Annotated in this window: 17 protein-coding genes; 9 read left to right on the forward strand and 8 right to left on the reverse strand. The window is 62.0% G+C overall.

Going from position 1 to position 16,924, the window contains the following annotated elements; genetic code table 11:
- The 3 genes from B7L68_RS03590 to B7L68_RS03600 form a co-directional block, all read left to right on the forward strand.
- On the forward strand, positions 1-1,088 hold a 1,088-nt coding region (locus B7L68_RS03590), incomplete at its 5' end, for a substrate-binding domain-containing protein (RefSeq protein ID WP_101958005.1).
- Positions 1,088-1,882, forward strand: coding sequence for an ABC transporter permease (locus B7L68_RS03595; protein ID WP_081246325.1), 795 nt, complete (start codon positions 1,088-1,090; stop codon positions 1,880-1,882). The genes B7L68_RS03590 and B7L68_RS03595, both read left to right, overlap by 1 nt.
- Entirely contained in the window at positions 1,860-2,777 is a 918-nt protein-coding gene (locus B7L68_RS03600) for an ABC transporter ATP-binding protein (RefSeq protein ID WP_238136310.1), read from the forward strand. Before B7L68_RS03595 ends, B7L68_RS03600 begins: the two co-directional genes overlap by 23 nt.
- Here the strand turns inward: B7L68_RS03600 and B7L68_RS03605 are convergent.
- A complete protein-coding gene (locus B7L68_RS03605; RefSeq protein WP_081246326.1) occupies positions 2,774-2,977 on the reverse strand; it encodes a hypothetical protein in 204 nt (67 codons plus the stop codon). The two genes, B7L68_RS03600 and B7L68_RS03605, sit on opposite strands and share 4 nt — an antisense overlap.
- Before the next feature lie 51 nt (positions 2,978-3,028).
- Here B7L68_RS03605 and B7L68_RS03610 point away from each other — a divergent pair, with 51 nt between their 5' ends.
- Together B7L68_RS03610 and B7L68_RS03615 are read left to right on the forward strand one after the other, a co-directional pair.
- The gene (locus B7L68_RS03610; protein ID WP_081246327.1) at positions 3,029-4,513 is read left to right on the forward strand and encodes a DUF3536 domain-containing protein; all 1,485 of its coding nucleotides are present in this window, start codon (positions 3,029-3,031) and stop codon (positions 4,511-4,513) included.
- A gap of 77 nt (positions 4,514-4,590) precedes the next feature.
- Positions 4,591-5,778, forward strand: coding sequence for a pyridoxal phosphate-dependent aminotransferase (locus B7L68_RS03615; protein ID WP_081246328.1), 1,188 nt, complete (start codon positions 4,591-4,593; stop codon positions 5,776-5,778).
- Here B7L68_RS03615 and B7L68_RS03620 read toward each other — a convergent pair.
- The 3 genes from B7L68_RS03620 to B7L68_RS03630 all read right to left on the reverse strand — a co-directional run bounded on the left by B7L68_RS03620 (position 5,775) and on the right by B7L68_RS03630 (position 8,675).
- A complete protein-coding gene (locus tag B7L68_RS03620) occupies positions 5,775-6,737 on the reverse strand; it encodes a mechanosensitive ion channel family protein (RefSeq protein WP_081246329.1) in 963 nt (320 codons plus the stop codon). The genes B7L68_RS03615 and B7L68_RS03620 overlap by 4 nt on opposite strands.
- Complete coding sequence (locus B7L68_RS03625; protein ID WP_081246330.1) at positions 6,734-7,651, reverse strand: MBL fold metallo-hydrolase; 918 nt, start codon at positions 7,649-7,651, stop codon at positions 6,734-6,736. The genes B7L68_RS03620 and B7L68_RS03625 overlap by 4 nt, the downstream gene beginning before the upstream one ends.
- A gap of 73 nt (positions 7,652-7,724) precedes the next feature.
- Positions 7,725-8,675 (reverse strand): M42 family metallopeptidase, encoded by a 951-nt coding sequence (locus B7L68_RS03630; protein ID WP_081246331.1) that lies wholly within the window; start codon positions 8,673-8,675, stop codon positions 7,725-7,727.
- Between the two features lie 105 nt (positions 8,676-8,780).
- Between B7L68_RS03630 and nucS the strand changes: the two genes are divergently transcribed.
- Positions 8,781-9,536, forward strand: coding sequence for an endonuclease NucS (nucS, locus tag B7L68_RS03635; RefSeq protein ID WP_081246332.1), 756 nt, complete (start codon positions 8,781-8,783; stop codon positions 9,534-9,536).
- A gap of 194 nt (positions 9,537-9,730) precedes the next feature.
- Positions 9,731-9,970: a hypothetical protein gene (locus B7L68_RS03640; RefSeq protein WP_081246333.1), complete on the forward strand. Its 240-nt coding sequence runs from the start codon at positions 9,731-9,733 to the stop codon at positions 9,968-9,970.
- Here the strand turns inward: B7L68_RS03640 and B7L68_RS03645 are convergent.
- A complete protein-coding gene (locus tag B7L68_RS03645; protein ID WP_081246334.1) occupies positions 9,944-11,293 on the reverse strand; it encodes an acetyl ornithine aminotransferase family protein in 1,350 nt (449 codons plus the stop codon). The genes B7L68_RS03640 and B7L68_RS03645 overlap by 27 nt on opposite strands.
- Before the next feature lie 151 nt (positions 11,294-11,444).
- Between B7L68_RS03645 and sufC the strand changes: the two genes are divergently transcribed.
- Positions 11,445-12,197, forward strand: coding sequence for a Fe-S cluster assembly ATPase SufC (gene sufC / locus B7L68_RS03650; RefSeq protein ID WP_081246335.1), 753 nt, complete (start codon positions 11,445-11,447; stop codon positions 12,195-12,197).
- A gap of 84 nt (positions 12,198-12,281) precedes the next feature.
- Here the strand turns inward: sufC and B7L68_RS03655 are convergent, their stop codons facing one another.
- The 3 genes from B7L68_RS03655 to B7L68_RS03665 are packed head-to-tail and all read right to left on the reverse strand — an operon-like array spanning position 12,282 to position 14,714.
- The gene (locus B7L68_RS03655; protein ID WP_238136311.1) at positions 12,282-13,055 is read right to left on the reverse strand and encodes an ABC transporter permease; all 774 of its coding nucleotides are present in this window, start codon (positions 13,053-13,055) and stop codon (positions 12,282-12,284) included.
- Positions 13,045-13,809 carry an ABC transporter permease gene (locus B7L68_RS03660; protein ID WP_081246336.1) on the reverse strand — a complete coding sequence of 255 codons (765 nt, stop codon included), beginning with the start codon at positions 13,807-13,809 and terminating at the stop codon, positions 13,045-13,047. The genes B7L68_RS03655 and B7L68_RS03660 overlap by 11 nt, the downstream gene beginning before the upstream one ends.
- Positions 13,806-14,714, reverse strand: coding sequence for an ABC transporter ATP-binding protein (locus tag B7L68_RS03665; protein WP_081246337.1), 909 nt, complete (start codon positions 14,712-14,714; stop codon positions 13,806-13,808). The genes B7L68_RS03660 and B7L68_RS03665 overlap by 4 nt, the downstream gene beginning before the upstream one ends.
- Positions 14,715-15,285: 571 nt before the next feature.
- Here B7L68_RS03665 and sufB point away from each other — a divergent pair.
- On the forward strand, positions 15,286-16,713 hold the full coding sequence (gene sufB / locus B7L68_RS03670) for a Fe-S cluster assembly protein SufB (protein ID WP_081246338.1): 1,428 nt from the start codon (positions 15,286-15,288) through the stop codon (positions 16,711-16,713).
- Positions 16,714-16,924 lie beyond the last annotated feature (211 nt).

Consider the following 16,924-nt stretch of genomic DNA (forward strand, 5'->3'; position numbering starts at 1 on the left):
TGCTCGTGGGCTTCGGCGTCGCCTATATGCTACAGAGCGGCTACCGGCCCCCGCAGACGGCTACACAGACCCTCGCGGCCGCAGGCCGACAACAGGCCTTTGCCGTGGGGGCCGCCGGCACGCTGAAATTCGCCTTCAACAAATTGCTTGACGTATACTCGCAATTATATCCCTCGGTGCCTCTGGGGAAGCCGCTGTATGAAGGTAGCGGCAAGCTGGCTCAAGACGAGACGGCCACCAAGCAGTTCAGCCTCCTCGCTGTTGCCGACACGACGACTATACCCAACGTCTTGTTCAAGAACAATTTAACCGACTACGAGATAGCCTTCGGGCTCACGCAGATGGCCATCATGGTCGATTTGAACACGACGGCGGGCAGGGAGGTCTACGGCCTTTGGCAACAAGCCCAGCGGCTGCAGCCCCTCTCGTCGCAATGGAACGCCACGTGGCGGCAGATACTGGGGATAATAGCGCTGAACAGCTCCACCACAGTCGGCGTGTCTGACCCCTTCACGGACCCGTCGGGCTATCAGGCCATGTGCGTGTTGAAGCTGGCGGGCCTCACCTTCTTCGGCAACTCGAGCACGCTCTTCAACGCCATATACGGCAACCCCTCTAAGTACGTCATGAGGACTACGGAGGTCGACCTCCTGTCCTTAATGGCGGCCGGCCAGATACAGTTCGTCCTCTCGGCCTATCTATCCAACGCCATACCGCAGGTGGAGGAGTACAAGGGGCTCGCGTACATAACGCTGCCGCCGCAGATAAACCTGGGCTCTCTGGACTACGTGCCCTATTACCATATGGTGAGCGTGTCCTGGACCGAGGCCGGCGCCACGAAGACCTTCCAGTGCAACCCCGTCATATATACCCTCACGGTGCCCAGGACGGCGCCGAATCCGCAGGCCGCCGTGGACTTCGCCCTACTTATCTTCAGCCCGCAGGGCCGGCAGATCCTCAGGAGCTTCGGCATAGAGCCCATAGTCCCCGGCGTGGCCTACGGCAACTACTCAGACGTGCCCGCCCAGCTGAAGCCCTACGTAGTTCCCCTATCGCAGGTGCCCCAGTACTCCCCTGCGTTTCCCTAATGGATCTATTCAAGGCGTCGGTCTTTTCCCTTCTCGGCGTCCTCCTGCTCTTCTTTCTGTACCCACCCCTGCTCTTGATATATCTAGGGTGGGGGAGCCTCGCCGCGGCCCTCTCGACGGGGCCCTTCCTGCAGTCCCTGGGCTTGACCGTCCTCATATCCACAGCGGCGTCCCTGACCGCGGTGATCCTCGGGATACCCGCCGCCTACGTCCTGGCGCGCTACGAGTTCAAGCTCAAGGAGCTGGTCGACGTGGCGATGGACATACCCATAGTCGTGCCGCACACCGTCGTGGGCCTCATGGTGGTTCTGGCCTTCGTCGCGTACGGCCTCGGCCCCTCCCTCAACGCGCTCGGGATCAAGATCGTGGACGCGCTGCCAGGCGCGGTGATCGCCGTCTCCTACCTATCGGCGACATATGCGGTTAGGACCGTCGAAAGCGCCATAAGGCTGCTCGACCCGGAGCTCGAAAACGCCGCGAGGACCCTCGGGGCCGGGCCGTTCAGGGCGTTCCTCTCGGTGGTGTTGCCCAATATAAAGAGCGCCGTGATCAACGGGGCGGTCCTATCCTGGGCCAGATCGGTCTCGGAGGCCGGCGCCCTGCTGGTCGTGGCGTACTACATCGTGGTGGGCAATACGTCCATATATCCAGCTTCTATATACATATATCAAGCGTATATAGGCCTGGGCCTCGACGAGGCGGTCAGATTCTCGGCGGCCCTCGTCCTTTTCGTGCTCGGGGTGTTCCTCGCCTACCGTCTCGCCGTTAGGTATGTTGGAGCTGAGGGGAGTTAAGGCCAAGCTCGGCGGCTTTCAACTGGGCCCTATCGACTTGATGGTGGAGGACAGCTACTTGGTGGTGATGGGGCCCAACGGGGCCGGCAAGACCACCTTGCTCAAGGCTATAGCGGGGCTTCTGAGGGCCGAGGGCTCGGTCGTGCTCGACGGCCTCGACGTGTCGAGACTGCCGCCGGAGAGGAGGAACGTGGCCTACGTGCCCCAGACCTACGCTCTGTTTGACCACATGACCGTCTACGCCAATATAGAGTTCGGCTTGAGGATGCGCGGCGTCCCGCGCGAGGAGAGGAGGAAGGCTGTCGTCGAGATAGCGGAAAGGCTCGCCATAAAGGAATTGCTGCAGAGAACGCCTAGACAGCTGTCGGGCGGACAGAGGCAGAGTGTTGCGCTGGCCAGGGCGTTGGTGGTGAGGCCTAGGCTACTTCTGCTCGACGAGCCCATGGCCGGGCTCGACCCAGACATCAAGGAGGCGGCCCTCCCGCTCCTGAGGGGCTTGTCTCAGGAGTTCGGCATACCTGTCGTCCACGTGACGCACGATAGAGACGAGGCCTATTCGCTCGGCGACCTGGTGGCGGTCATGCACGGGGGGAAGATCGTGGAGGTGGGAGACGCCGAGGAGGTCTTCGCCAGGCCTAGACACGCCGTGACGGCTAGACTCGTCGGGTTCCAGATAATCAAGCTCGAGGGGAGGTGCTTCGGTATTAGGGCGGAGGACGTGGTTGTGGGGTCGGGCGGCATAAGGGGGCGCGTGGTGCAGACCATGAGGTCGGCCGGAGGGGTCAAGACCCTCCTCGATATAGACGGACAACGGATATGGGCGTATATAGGCTCGGCGAGGCCCGGCGACGACGTGGAGATCGAGCTGTCCAGGCCGGTGCCCCTCGACTGCTAGAGCAGAAAGACGGCCATCAGCGCCATCAGCGCCGCTTGTGCCAGCACTATGATCGCCACGGCGACCAGCTCCTTCGCCCTGATGCATCTCAAGACCTTTCCCCTGCATCCGGGGGTTCTACTGACCAAGAAGAGATATGTCGCAATTACGGCGAGCGCGTATGCCGCCGTCGCGTATATCAACGCCTCCAGGACCGACATAATACGGCGCCTCGGCCGCTCAAGTTTATATATTTACGACCCCGCACCCGCATGATTATTATCCACGGCCATTTTTATCAGCCCCCCAGAGAGGACCCTTGGCTCGAGACCATACTGCCGGAGCCTTCGGCCGCGCCGTATAGGCATTGGAACGAGCGCATCGCCTATGAGTGCTACGAGCCCAACGCGCTTCTCGGCAACTACACCTGGATCAGCTTCGACTTCGGGCCGACCCTGCTCGACTGGCTGAGGCGGAGGAGGCCGCACGTTTACGGCGCCGTAATAGAGGCCGACAAGATAGGGCGGGAGAGGTGGGGCCACGGAAACGCGATAGCCCATCCCTACTACCACGCGATATTGCCGTTGCTCGACCGGAAGGATAAGGAGGTGCTGGTGGAGTGGGGGATCAAACACTTCGAGAGGCACTTCGAGAGATATCCCGAAGGCATGTGGCTCCCCGAGATGGCCGTCGACGTGGAGACTCTGGAGGTGTTGGCCCAGTACGACATCAAGTTCACGATCCTTACGCAGAGACAGATAAAAGGCGGAGGGCCGGGAGGCCCCTACGAGGTCCTGCTGCCCTCCGGCAGGAAGATCTTGGTCTTCGTCAGAGACGAGGCGCTCTCCGACAAGATAGCATTCGGCGGACCCGACGAGCTGCCGAAGGCCATGGAGGCCGCGCCTCGCGACGGCGTGACGTTGGTGGCCCTCGACGGCGAGACCTTCGGCCACCACAAGAAGGGCGAGGAGAGGGTGTTGGCGACCGCGACGGCCAAATACGGGGCCTACATGGCGAATCTGGGGCACGCCGCAGATAGGATCAAGCCGCTGGGCGTCGTCGAGATCGTGCCGGGCACCTCCTGGAGCTGCCCGCACGGCTTGGGCAGATGGACCAGAGACTGCGGATGCGGCGGCCCGGCTCCGTGGAGACAGCCCCTGAGGGAGGCCATCAATTGGCTGAACGACGCCGTGGATGAGGCGTTCGAGCGGTGGAGCAACAGCCGGGGCGTGGACGGCTGGATGCTCTTGAAGAAATACGTGGAGGTCCTCCTGGGGGAGAGGGCGGAGGACTTCGCGAGGGAGGCGGCCCCCTCGATACCTCCCCGCGAGCTGTTGGGCATGCTGGAGATGGAGCGGGCCAAACTGGCCGCGAACACCAGCGACGCTTGGTTTTTCGCCAGGCTGGGCCTCGAGGCCGGCATATCGGTCAAGTGGGCCGTGCGCGCGCTGGAGCTGCTCGGCGATAGAGACGCCTTGGATAAGTTCACTGAGATGCTCAAGGACGTTAAGGGCGAGCCTGCGGGGAATGCGGCCGCTCTGATCCCCACGCTCCGCGGGCCGGTGGTCGTCGCGTCGATAGCGCTCGCCTCCACGGTGTCGGGCTACTCGGTGGAGGAGCTGGGGCCATACCAGATCAGCCTAAACGGGACTAAGGTCAGAGTTGTCGACAGGAGGACCCTCGAGATTTGGGAGCTGGACTACTCGGAGTTCGGGGTGCCAGTACTTAGGGCGGTCAACCAGGAGGCTACGAGATAAATATAACCACGTAGCGCGCGTCTGTTTAGTATAAGTTGAGCATGACGGCTTATAATCACCCCAATTCTTCGGGTTCCGTGAGGACCTTCTCGGAGAGGCTGGCCTACTTAAAAGAGAGCCCGACGAGGAAGATCGACGCGTTGAGGGAAAGGCTGAAGAGAGAGGGGAGGGATGTGATAATACTGTCCACCGGACAGCCGAGCATACCGCCCCCCATCGAGGTGAGGCGGAGGATGGCCGAGCTTCTGCAGGAGGAGAGCATGGATCTCTACGGCTACACGCCGAGCCAAGGCATCTACGAGCTTAGGGAGGCCATCTCCGAGGACTTGAAGAGGCTGGGCGGCCTCGACGTGCCGCCGGACCAGATAACCATAACGGCGGGAGGCCAAGCAGCCATGTTCTCGACTCTGGCCACCATAATAGAGCCGGGCGACGAAGTGGTATTGATGGACCCCACCTACTTCGGCTACAAGCCCCTCCTGGAATACTTCGGGGCCAAGATAGTGAGGCATAGGACGTACCTAGAGGGCGACTACCAGCCGGACGTCGAGAGGCTGAAGGAGCAGATCACGCCGAAGACCAAGGCCGTGATCTTGGTCTCGCCGGACAACCCCACCGGCAGATTGCTGAGGCCCGAGGCGGCTAAGGCCTTGGCCGACCTGGCGATGGATCACGACATATGGATAGTTACGGACGAGGCGTACAAGACCATGATATACGAGGGCGATCACGTCTACCTATACAAGCTAGCGCCGGAACACGTGATATCCATAAACACATTCTCCAAGGACCCCGCAATACCCGGCTGGAGGCTCGGCTACGTCTACGGGCCCAAGGACGTGGTATCCAAGGTGAAGCTTGCCAACGAGGAGATGGTCTATTGTCCCCCCTCGTTCGCCCAGAAGATGGTCGCCATATACCTCAGATCCGACGTCAGGCTTAAATATGTCAAGGAATTTGTGGCCGTCTATAGGGCCAAGAGGGATGCGGCAGTCGATGCCCTCCGTCGTTATGTTCCAGAGGGCAAGTTCAAGATCCCGCAGGGCTCCATGTTCATCTTCCTCGACTTGTCCAAGTACATAGCCGACGGCGAGGCGTTCGCCCAGGAGATGTTGGAGAAGTACTCCGTGGCTTTGGTGCCCGGGAGCTATTTCAGCGACGTTTACAAGGCTGCTGTGAGGATCTCGTTTGTGGCCGAAAAGCCCGAGAGGCTTGTGGAGGGGATCAAGCGCATCGGCGAGGCGGTCGCCGCCGGCCGGCGCTAAGGCTGTTTACAGACCCCCTTGGTGAGACAGAGGAAGCGCTGCTCGTTCGCCCTTATCAGCTCCGCCCTCATCTTCAAGAGCCTTTTGAGCGCCTCCGATTTGACGAGGCGCCAGTCGCCTCCCTTCGGGACGGCTAGCCTTATCAGAACTATCACGTAGTCCTTGTCGCTCTGCTCGTTGAGGTAGATGCCCCTCACGTCTAGGTCCGACAACAGCTCCCTGATGTCGCCCTCTAGCCTGTCTAGGTCTACCACCGACAGCGGAAGCTCGACCCTCACGTTGACCACGCGTTGTTGCGACCACTGAGACGCCGACTCGTCGACTACCGCTCCCCCCAGCATTATGGAGTTGGGTATCTTCAACTCGTCGCCTCGATCCGTCACCACCACGGTGTAGAACAGATTGACCTCGACCACCTTCCCCATGAAGGCCGGATATATATAATCCGGCGAGAAGTACTTATAGGGAGGGCTGAAGGCCCACTGGTAGGGCACTTGCCAATTGATTATCCTCACCGTGTCGCCCACTCTGACGAAGTTCGTCGCTATTATGAGTAGGCCAGCGAATAGATTGCCCAGGGTAGGCTGAAGCGCAAGGCCGAGGACTATGCCGGCGACCGTGCCGCCGAGCAACGCTATCTGGCTCGTCGCCCCTATCTTGAAGAACCCGGCAGTTATGGCGGCGATATAGCCCAGCACCTTGAAGGTGTTGCCCACGGAGTAGGCCCTGTCGCCTATCATCGGCCTCAGCGCCGCTATTATGAAGTCGCCCAATGCCTTGACGCCGGCCACCCCAGCGCCGATGATGACGACCGCCTTAGCCACGTCGAAGATGTAGGGCGGCAGGCCCCTAAGCCCGGCGGCGAGCAGGTCTATCAGCACGTAGACCGCCGCCCCAGCCACCCCGATGAAGATGAGCTCGGATATTGTCCTCAGAAGAGCCAGAGTAATCCGCCTCATTCCTCTCCGCCCTCCTCCAAGCTCTTGGGCTCCGCCGGCATCAACCGATACAGCTCCCTCCTACGCGCCTCCAGCAGCTCGTCCTCCCTGCCCAACAAGCCCGCGTAGGTCTCGACCCTGACGCCCGACCGGGACGCGGCCTCGAAGACCGGCGCCAGCCTCGTCTTCCAGTCGAGATCCCTCAGGGCGTGGTGGGCCACGACGAGAGTCCTCAAGCCGGACGCCGACGCCAGTCTCTCGAGGTTGCTAATGCCGGTTGCCCACTCGATGTTGTTCAAATAGGTGGGCGGCCCGCCGACAACTGCGATCGTCGGCGCCGCATTGAGGGCGAAGCCGAGCGCCGCGTCGTTCGCGGGACCTTGCACGTCGGGCATGTACAGGAGGCGCTCCTCTCCGTCCTCCACCACGAACGCCACCACGAAGCCCGTCCTCGCGCCCTCCGGCCCGTGGGGCAACGGCGGGGAGGCCGTCAAGGTCGTGCGGCCGAACCTGTAGCTCTTGCCGTCGACGTATTCTATCTCGGCTATCTTCCCCACGGCCTTCTTGAAGCCGTAGTGGCGCCTGCGTTGGCTCCAGTTTATGCCCTGCGGCGACTTCGCCAGGACCAGCTTTCCCTTATACACCTCGACGTAGGTATGGTCGTCCGTGGCCATGTAGACGCTCCTATACCACGGAGTGAAGTGGTCCCTATGGTAGTGGGAGACCGTCACGACGTCGGCGGCCGCCGCGTACTCCAGCAACTTAGCCCGCAGCTCCTGCACCCTCCTCAGCTCGAGGGGATGCGGGGGGAGCCCGAAGCGCCGGGGGGATAGGGAGACGCCGGCGTCGAACAATATGGCCGTATCGCGGGTCCTCACGAAAAGCGCCATGGACCTCACCCCCAGGCTCTCCTCGGCTATCGGCACGATCTCCACGCCCGGAATGTGGCACGTAATATTAAGGTTGCCCGTTAAAGCCCGCCAGGCGTGCCGCAGGTCTGGTCTAACGTCAGCGGAGCTCCTCGGCGAGGGCCACCATGAGCTCCACCGCGTATTTCAGATCGTCCTTGTGGACCATTTCGACCGGCGAGTGCGAGTACTTAGTGAGTATGCCTATGGCGACAGCCGGCACTCCCGAGACGAAGAAGGCCGCGGCGTCCGTGCCTCCGCCTCCCGCGCCTATCTGGACGGGAATCCCCCTCCTCCTGGCCACCTCCAGCACCTTCTTGGCGAGCTTGTTGTTGTAGGCGCCGTAGTTGTCGAAGATCCTGACTATGGGTCCCTGTCCCGGCTTGACGTTTCCGGTGAAGTTGGGGTGGCAACAGGCGGTCGTGTCCACTATTACGGCGTTCTTGACGTTGGACCTACTGGCTAGAGCCCTCGCGCCCATGAGGCCCACCTCCTCCTGGACGGTCCACAGGAACGTGGCGTCGGCCCCCCTCCTGTAGGCCTCCAGAAGCGCCCAACACCCGGCTCTGTCGTCTATGGCGGTTGCGGAGACGAACCTGCCCATCTCGGCATAACGCCTAGAAAAGGCCGCAGGCGTCATGGGCGCGGCCCCCAGCGACTCCGCCTCCTGCCTGCTTGTCGCGCCTATATCTATATATAGATCCTGCCAGGAGGTCTGTTGCTGCTGTTGCTGGAAGTGGGGAGGGGCCACGCCTATCACGCCCTCTATCCTGAAACCGTCGCCGTAGAGGGTCACCGCGGCCCCCGGCAGAATTCTGTCGTCTACGCCGCCCACCTTCCTGAACTTGAGCCTCCCGTCCTCCTCTATGGAGGTCACCAACAGCCCCACCTCGTCCATATGGGCCACGAAGGCCACGCTCGACCTCCCGCCCACGATAACGTTGCCGAAGTCGTCCACAGACGCCGAACCTACGGCGTCCAAGACCCTGCGCCTCACGTCGTCCTCGAAGCCCGAAACTCCGTAGGCCCCTGTGAGCGACGCCAGATCCATGTAGAGGGTTCCGCCAATTATTAAAAGAAATCGTCGGTTAGCCCCACGGCCCCCGAGACGTATTTTCTCTCCTGCCTCTATTTATCGTGCGCCTTAAGTCTCGTGATGCGGATCTTGGAGCCGGAGCCGCGCGAGGCAGCGGCGTTCATAAACACCAACCGCAGGAGGGGGCTCATCGCCATCTTCTGCATATGCGGAGGCACGTACAGGGGGAGGGCCGCGGCGGAGCTCCCGGTTGCCCCCTATCTGGTCGTTATCAAGCCCGACGGGACTCTCCTGGTCCACGGCTCTGAGAAGGCCACGCCGCTGGTGTGGAACCCGCCTGGCTCCTCCAACATGGCCGTGCTGGAGGGCGGGACGTTGTTGCTGAAGTCCCTGAGGCCTAGGCCCAGCGAGTCCGTTGTCCTCAAGATGGAGAGGGTCCTGGAGATCGCCCTCTTCGATGCGGGGAGCTCCTCCGTAAGGCTTCGCGGCACCGAGAGGGATCTCGTCGATTTCCTGGTTAAGAACATGGAGGTCGTGGAGCCGGGCCTCGACGTGGTGGGCGTAGAGGTCCCCACGGAGGCCGGCCATATAGACATCTTGGCCGTCGACGGAGCCGGCGAATATGTAGTCGTTGAGGTCAAGAGGGATGTGGCCGATCATGAGGCTGTGTTCCAGCTGCGCAGATATGTAGAGGCGGTGGCCAAGGCCCGCGGGCGGGCGCGGGGAATCCTCGTGGCGTCCGATATAACCTCGTCGGCCTTTCACTATCTTAGAGAGTATAACCTAAAATTCGTAAAGGTGAAGCCCGGAGAGTTGATGGAGAAACTTTTAAATAAGAGTAGCTGCGAAAGCTCATCTACCGATATGCGGAGATAATTTACTTGTAATACTGATATATAAAAAATAGTTTTCCTTATATATTCGGCTAGTTTTACCTATTTATTGATAAAACCATTATATTAATGACAATGTTAATGTTTATATATTTCAGTGGCACTTTTCGGACCTCGGCAGGGACGCTAAAGCTTAGCTAAAAAGCTCTCTTTTAAATTAATATCGCAATATGTACAATGTACCTGGTGCTGGTCGATTGGAAGGAGGGCCGCGTCTTGGTGACCGGCGAGCCCTCCCATGTCGAGAAGCCAGAGGACTGGGACGTGGAGTACGTGGCGGAGAGCTGGGATGAGGCCTACCAAGCGGCCCTGCTGATAGCAGACGAGGAGGACTTCGTCCTGGAGTGGTATCTAGAGGACGAGGTGGGGCGGAGGCCCGTCAAAAAACGCCTAGTGGGCCTTAAGAACGTCCAATAGTATTTCCACCCCCCTCATCGCCATACCCTCGGGTATCACCAACGGCGGCGCGATCCTCACGGTCGAGAGGCCCGCGCCTATCACGGCTAGGCCGCGTTTAAAGCTTCTGGTCAGCACCTCGTCTAGGTGCCTAGCCGGCTTCCTACCTTCGTCGAGCAGCTCGACCCCTATCATCAAGCCGAGACCCCTCACGTCGTGTCTGCCCTTGAGCTCCTCGGCCAGCGCCTTCTTTATCCCGTCGCCCAGCTTCGCCGCGTGTTCCAGAAGCCCCTCCTCCTCTATAACCTCGATGGTGGCGAGGGATGCGGCGGCGGCCACGGGATTTCCGCCGAAGGTGTTGGCGTGGGCCCCCTTGGGGAGGGACATCACGTCCGCCCTGCCGATTATGGCCCCCATGGGCAGGCCGGAGGCTATGGCCTTGGCCGTCGCGATCACGTCTGGCTCCACGCCGAAGTGCTCGACGGCGAACCAGCGGCCGGTCCTCCCGAAGCCGGTCTGGACCTCGTCGACGGCCAGAAGTATCCCGTTCTCCTTGGTCATCTTGCGGAGGCCCTGCATGAAGCCCCGCGGGGGCACCACATAGCCGCCCTCGCCCTGTATGGGCTCTATCAACACCGCGGCGACCTCGTCGGGGCTGACGAGCCTCTTGAAGACCCACTCGTCGATGAACTCCAGCGCGTACTGCCCGCACTCCTCGGGGTCCCTGGCCTTGAAGGGACAATGGACGGGATGGGGATACGGGACGTGTATCACGTTGGGCATAACCGGCGAGAAGTACTTTCTGTGCACAGGCTTGGACGCCGTGAGGGACATGGAGGCGTAGGTCCTGCCGTGGAAGGCCCCGTAGAACGCCATTATGTAGGGCCTCTGGCCCTTGAAATAGCCCCTAGCTATTTTGACCAGGCCCTCTATGGACTCGGTCCCGCTGTTGGTGAAGAAGACCTTCTTCTGGCCGGAGATGGGGGCTATCGAGACGAGCTTCTCGGCCAGCTTGACGGCGACCTCGTAGTAGAAGTCGGTGAGCGAGTAGTGGAGGAATAGCTCGGACTGCCGCCTGATGGCCTCAACCACCTTGGGGTGCGCATGCCCCGTCGCCGTGACGGCTATGCCGGCGTTATAGTCTATGTAGAGATTGCCGTCGACGTCCTCAACCACGGGACCGTATCCCCTGGCAACGACGAGAGGGTACCAGCGGACGAAGGACTGCATAAGCACCGCCTCGTCCCTTCGTATTATCTCGAGGGCCTTAGGGCCGGGCGGCTCGACTCTCATCGAGGGCACCTTGTCCGGGTCCACCTGGGTCCAGTGCCATTTCGGCGGCATGATCAATATGTTCTATCTTCTATTAAAGTTATATAGCCCTATTTAGTCAGCTGGCTCCTAAATCGTCACCGGGCGGACCCTCCGCAACCCAGCCCCAATCACCGCATGTAACCCTATCTGAAGTTTTTAAGCACACATCGGAGAGCCGAATATGGCCGTGTTGGAGGTCAAGGATCTGCACGTCGCGGTTGAGGGCAAAAGGATACTTAAGGGCGTCTCTCTCGCCATAAGATCGGGCGAGATAGCGGCCTTGATGGGGCCCAACGGCTCCGGCAAATCCACGTTGTTCCAGACCATAGCGGGCAACCCTCGCTACGAGGTCGTGGAGGGGGACATCCTTCTCGACGGCGTGTCGATAAGGGGCATGGCCCCCGAGGAGCGATTCGCCAGAGGTCTCTTCGTCGGGTTTCAATCGCCTATAGCGGTTCCCGAGGTGCGCTTCGCCTTCTTGATACAGGCGATGCTCAACAAAAAGGCCGGCAAGAAGCTCGGCGACGCCAACCCTAGGATCGGCGAGGTCTACAAGCTCGCCGACGAGCTGGGGCTTAGGCGCGACGTGTTCAACAGAGGAACGGGGGCCGGCTTCAGCGGGGGCGAGTTCAAGCGCGCGGAGGTCCTCCTCGCCCTGATGGTAAGGCCCTCAGTGGCTGTTCTCGACGAGCCGGACTCGGGCCTTGACGTGGACGGCATGGCGGCCATCAGCAAGGCCCTCGCTCGGCTCGTGGAGGGGGGAGCCGGCGTCCTCATATCGACCCACTACGCGCGGATACTGCGGTTCCTAGAGCCGGACAGGGTGTACGTAATGTTCGACGGGAAGCTCGTCCTCGAGGGAGGACCCGAAATAGCCCGCAAGGTGGAGGAGAGCGGCTACGAGAGGATATTCAAGGAATCCGGCGTGATCTAGCTGATCTAGCGCCGACGTTTTCCACGAGGTAGGGGGGCCGTCCCTGGGAGACGGGCGGCCCGTATGGGCCACCTTGGATCAGGCCTACTCCACGCCCCATTTCCCCGCGGTCTTGTACCCCTCTACGGCCGACTCGGCGACGCGGACGGACAGAACGTACAGCACGGCCACCACCGCAGCCCCTGCGGCCAGCGCCAGGGGAGGGTCGACCAGCCACGAACCGGTGGCGGAATACACGACGGGCGCGACGCCGTACTGGAACGGCGAGAAGAGAAAGGCCTTGGCGGCCTCCGGCGGCATGGCCGTTGGCGGGATCATCCCGCCGGATAGCGGGATCGCCCACTGCACCGCATTGGCCGCGAGGCTGGGGTTCCTCAGCCTTATGAAGACCAGCGTGAACGACGACGTTATCAGGGCCGTCGCGGTTAGGAAAATGGCCAGCCCGGCGACGAAATAGGCGGGCTGGGCCAGGGGCGGAAGCTCGCCCTGTATCAGATAGTAGATCCCCAGCAGAATAAACACGCCCGGCGTAGCCGCCAGAGAGGACGCCAGGGAGGCGGCGAGTAGGTACGAGTGCAGCCTCGTAGGCGAGGCCGCGACGTAGTCCATCACTCCGTTCCTCGCCAGGTCGCCGAACGCGGCGGCTCCCCACGTCTGCTCGGAGAACACCAGAAAGACTACGGCGCCCCAGAATAGAAACCGGACGGTGTACGCCACGTTGCCGCCGTACCACGCCACGGCGAGCAACACCACGACGAGCCACATGGCCGTGGACGCGATGCCCGCCAGGAAGAGCGGCAGAGGTCTGAGGCGGAGCCGCACGGCCAGCCAGAGCTCGCGGGGTATGTCACCAGACATGGTAGAGCCCCGACCTCCTCAGGCTCCTCATGAGCACGCCCCATACCGCTACCCCCAAGGCGAAATACGCAAGGTAGCCGGCCAGCGGGCCGAGCTCCCGAAGCGGCGCCTGCAGGCCCAGCCCCACGGATCTGGCGAACTCGGCCCATGTGGCGAAGGGGAGCAGGCGGGAAAGCGCTTGCAGTGAGGCCGGGAGGATTCCCACGGGGTAGAGCACCCCGCCGAAAAACACGACGGCTACGTTCAGGATCATTGAGAGAGGCGATGGGTTCCGCAGAGACGGCAGGAAGTAGGCGAGGGCTAGGGCGAGCCCCACGATGGGCAGAGAGGTGGCCGAGGCTATCGCCGTCGCCAACAGCGTCGCCAGAGCGAAGAGGGCCCCCCTCAAGGCGGCTATTATGGCGGCCGCGATCGCGGCGGCGCCCAGCCCCGCGACGGCTAGGTCGAGCAGGTAAAACGCCAGGAGGACGGCCAGAGGACTGGATGGCGATGCCGCTAGGTACTCCAGCTGGCCGCCCGACGTGAGCGCGCCGATATGCCACAAGACGTTCGACGACGCGGTCTGCGCCATGATGAGCAACACCATGCCCACCAGCTGGTAGAGGAACTTGTCGAGGTCGGACCTGCCGCCGGCCGCCGTCCAGCCCGCGAGGTAGAAGAGGGCCGCGAAGAAGGGCACAAGCACGGACACCAAGAGGAGCGCGCCGTACTGCCGCAGGTTGAGCCTCAAGGCTAGGTAGAAGCCGGCCCTCATGAGCCCCCCAAGGTCTTAACCACGGCCTCCTCCAGCGGCGGCTCTCTGACGTAGGCCTCCAGCACCTCGCAGCCGGCCTCCACGGCCTCCCTCACGAGCGCGGCCAGCGCCCTCCCGTCGCCGTTTTTCGACAGGGTCCTCTCCTCGCCGCTGCACACGGCCCTGACGACGGCGACGGGCTCGAACCCCAGCTTCTGCTTGAGCGCGTCCGGAGGGCCCCTCGCGACTATGCGGCCGCCCACGATGAGGGCGACCTCGTCGGAGAGCTCCTCCACCTCGTAGAGGTTGTGGGAGGTGAAGAGTATCGTTATGCCTTCTCTCTTCAACCCCCGTATCAGCTCCCTCACCTTCCTCGCGCCCACGGGATCTATGCCCACGGTGGGCTCGTCCAGCAACAGGAACTCGGGGTTGTTTATAAGCGCCTTGGCCAAGCCGAGCCTCGCCTTCATGCCCATGGAGTACTCCTCGAAGGGGCTGTGGCGGGCCTCCCAGAGGTCCACCGACTTCAGCAGCTCCTCGGCCCGCCTGTGCGCCTCCCGCCTGCCCAGCCCGTAGAGCATGCCGTAGTATATCAAGTTCTCGAGGCCCGAGAGCCTCCCGAAGAAGCCCTTGTCGGGATACAGCATCAGGCCCACCAGGCGCCTCACCCTGTCCGCGTCTCCAACCACGTCGAGCCCTCCCACGTAGGCCTTGCCCTCGTCCGGCAGGAGGAGCGTCGCGAAGATCCTCACGAGCGTCGTCTTGCCGGCTCCGTTGGGGCCCACTAGGGACAGCAGCCTCCCCCTGTCTATGGATATATCGACGCCGTTCAGCGCGTCGACGATCTTGGCCCTGGACTTGAAGAGGCCGAGCCTCTCCCTAGTCACGAACCTCTTGCGCAGACCGCTGCCGACGACGAAACTCACGGCGTAGCGAACGCTGAAAGATATAAGGCTTTTCGTAAAGTCGGCTTCACATAGGCGGCTACATGGGCGGACGTTCCGTCGATGCGGCTCGACACGCCGACTTCCGGCGGAAGGCCGGAGGCGCGCTGAGCCCGCCGGCGCCAGGCCGCCAGAAGGCTTTGTCCATATAGCCGTCCGCGGAGCCACTGCCTAGGCAGGATCCGCCCAGGGCCCGCCTCATAGAGCCGTCGCAAAGGCGGCTCGAACAACAATTTGCATATCGGCTGGTTCGGCGGGGATCCTTGCGGCGAGGGCTGAGGCGGGCTGGCAGCGGCTGGCGGTGTTACGAATCGGCGGGGGATGCGCTGAGGTCGGCCTACGCCGTCGGGCGTCGATGGGGCGCGCCTCGCTACGGCGGTCTTCTGGAGGCGGGCTCGCAGCTGATGGATCCGGTCGCTGTTGCTATGTGTGAGATCGGGGCTTGGGGCCGCAGTAGGCCGTAGGCCCGGCGCCTGAGCTCCAAACGCCGAGGGTCGGGCCCTGTCGGGCGGATTGGGACAACAACGATTTAACTGTCAATCGGCTTATGGCCATGGAAAACGAGCTGGCTGAGCTGCGCGGCGTCGTCGCGGGGGCGGAGCACGCCTCGGAGCTCCTCGGCGTCGCCAAGCCGGTGCCATATGCGGTGGAGCTGAAAGGCAGGATCACCAGGGATATGGTCGAGGAGATCAGCAGGCTCAAGGGCGAGCCCGACTGGATGAGGCGGCTCAGGCTCAGCATGTTGGGGCTCTTCGAGAAGTTGCCGACGCCTAGATGGGTCAGAGGGGTCGGCGAGATAGACCTCGAGGCGTTGGTCCACTACGCCAAGCCGCAGACCGAGACCGCCAAGAGCTGGGACGAGCTTCCCAAGGAGATAAAGGAGTACTACGAGAAGCTGGGCCTGCCCGAGATGGAGGCCAAGGCCCTTCTGGGCCTCGCCACGCAGTTCGACAGCGAGATAGTCTACTTCAACTTCAAGAAGAAGCTGCAGGAGAAGGGCGTAATCATGCTGCCCATGGACGAGGCCGTCAAGAAATACCCTGATCTGGTCAAGCAGTACTTCATGAGGGTTTTCCCGGCCGAGCACAAATTCGCCGCGCTTCACGGCGCCCTCTGGTCCGGGGGCACGTTCATCTACGTGCCGCCGGGCGTCAAGATAGAGCAGCCCCTGGAGACATTCTTCCTGATCGGAGGATCGATGGAGAGCCAGATGGAGCACAGCATCGTGGTCGCCGATAGGGGCGCCTACGTCCACTGGATAGAGGCCTGCTCCGCCCCCCGCCTCCTGAAGTACAGCTTCCACAACGGCATGGTCGAGGGCTACGCGCACGAGGGGGCCGGCCTCAAGATAACCACGGTGCAGAACTGGTCGCGCGACATAGTGAATTTCAACAACAAGAGGGCGGTCGCCGAGGCGGGGGCCCACGTGCAGTGGGTGGAGGGCAGTATAGGCAGCAAGACGACCTACACGTTCCCGTCGACTATACTCAAGGGCGAGGGGGCCTCCACCGAGATCTACGGCATAACCGCGGCCAACGGCGGCCTATGGAAGGAAAACGGAGCCAAGGTGTGGCACCTCGCGCCCGACACGAGGAGCAGAGTGGTCAACAAGAGCATATCGGCCAGGGGCGGCACCTCCGTGTATAGGGGCATGGTCTACGTGGCCAAGGGAGCCAAGAACGCCAGAAGCCACGTGCAGTGCGACGCCTTGGTCCTCGACGGAGATTCGGCCAACATCACGATGCCGCACGACCAGGTGTTCGAGGACACCGCGGTCGTCACACACGAGGCGACCGCCAGCAGGATATCCGAGGAGAAGCTCATGTACCTCAGATCTAGGGGCTTCACCGAGGACGAGGCCAAGGCCTCCATAGTGCTGGGGTTCGTGTCCGACGTAGTCAAGGATCTGCCCTTCGAGTACGCCGTGGTTCTACAGCGCGTGCTGGAGCTGGAGTTCTCGAAGCTGGGCAGAGTCGGGTGACGGCCGCTGCGGGGCTAATTTTAATAGGGCGTATATATCCACATGGCCCAAAGCCTCGCGATAAAGGTCTGCGAGTCCGCCGTGGTGGACATACAATGCCCCGTCCGGAACTCCTCGGCGCTTTTGGAGCGCGGCGTCAAGATCATGGAGGAGTTCGGCATAAGCCGCTACGACCTAATAGGCGTCCTCATAGCGCTTGGGGCCGACCCCG

The sequence above is a fragment of the Thermoproteus sp. CP80 genome, from assembly GCF_002077075.2.
In the GTDB taxonomy this organism is placed as follows: Archaea; Thermoproteota; Thermoprotei; order Thermoproteales; family Thermoproteaceae; genus Thermoproteus.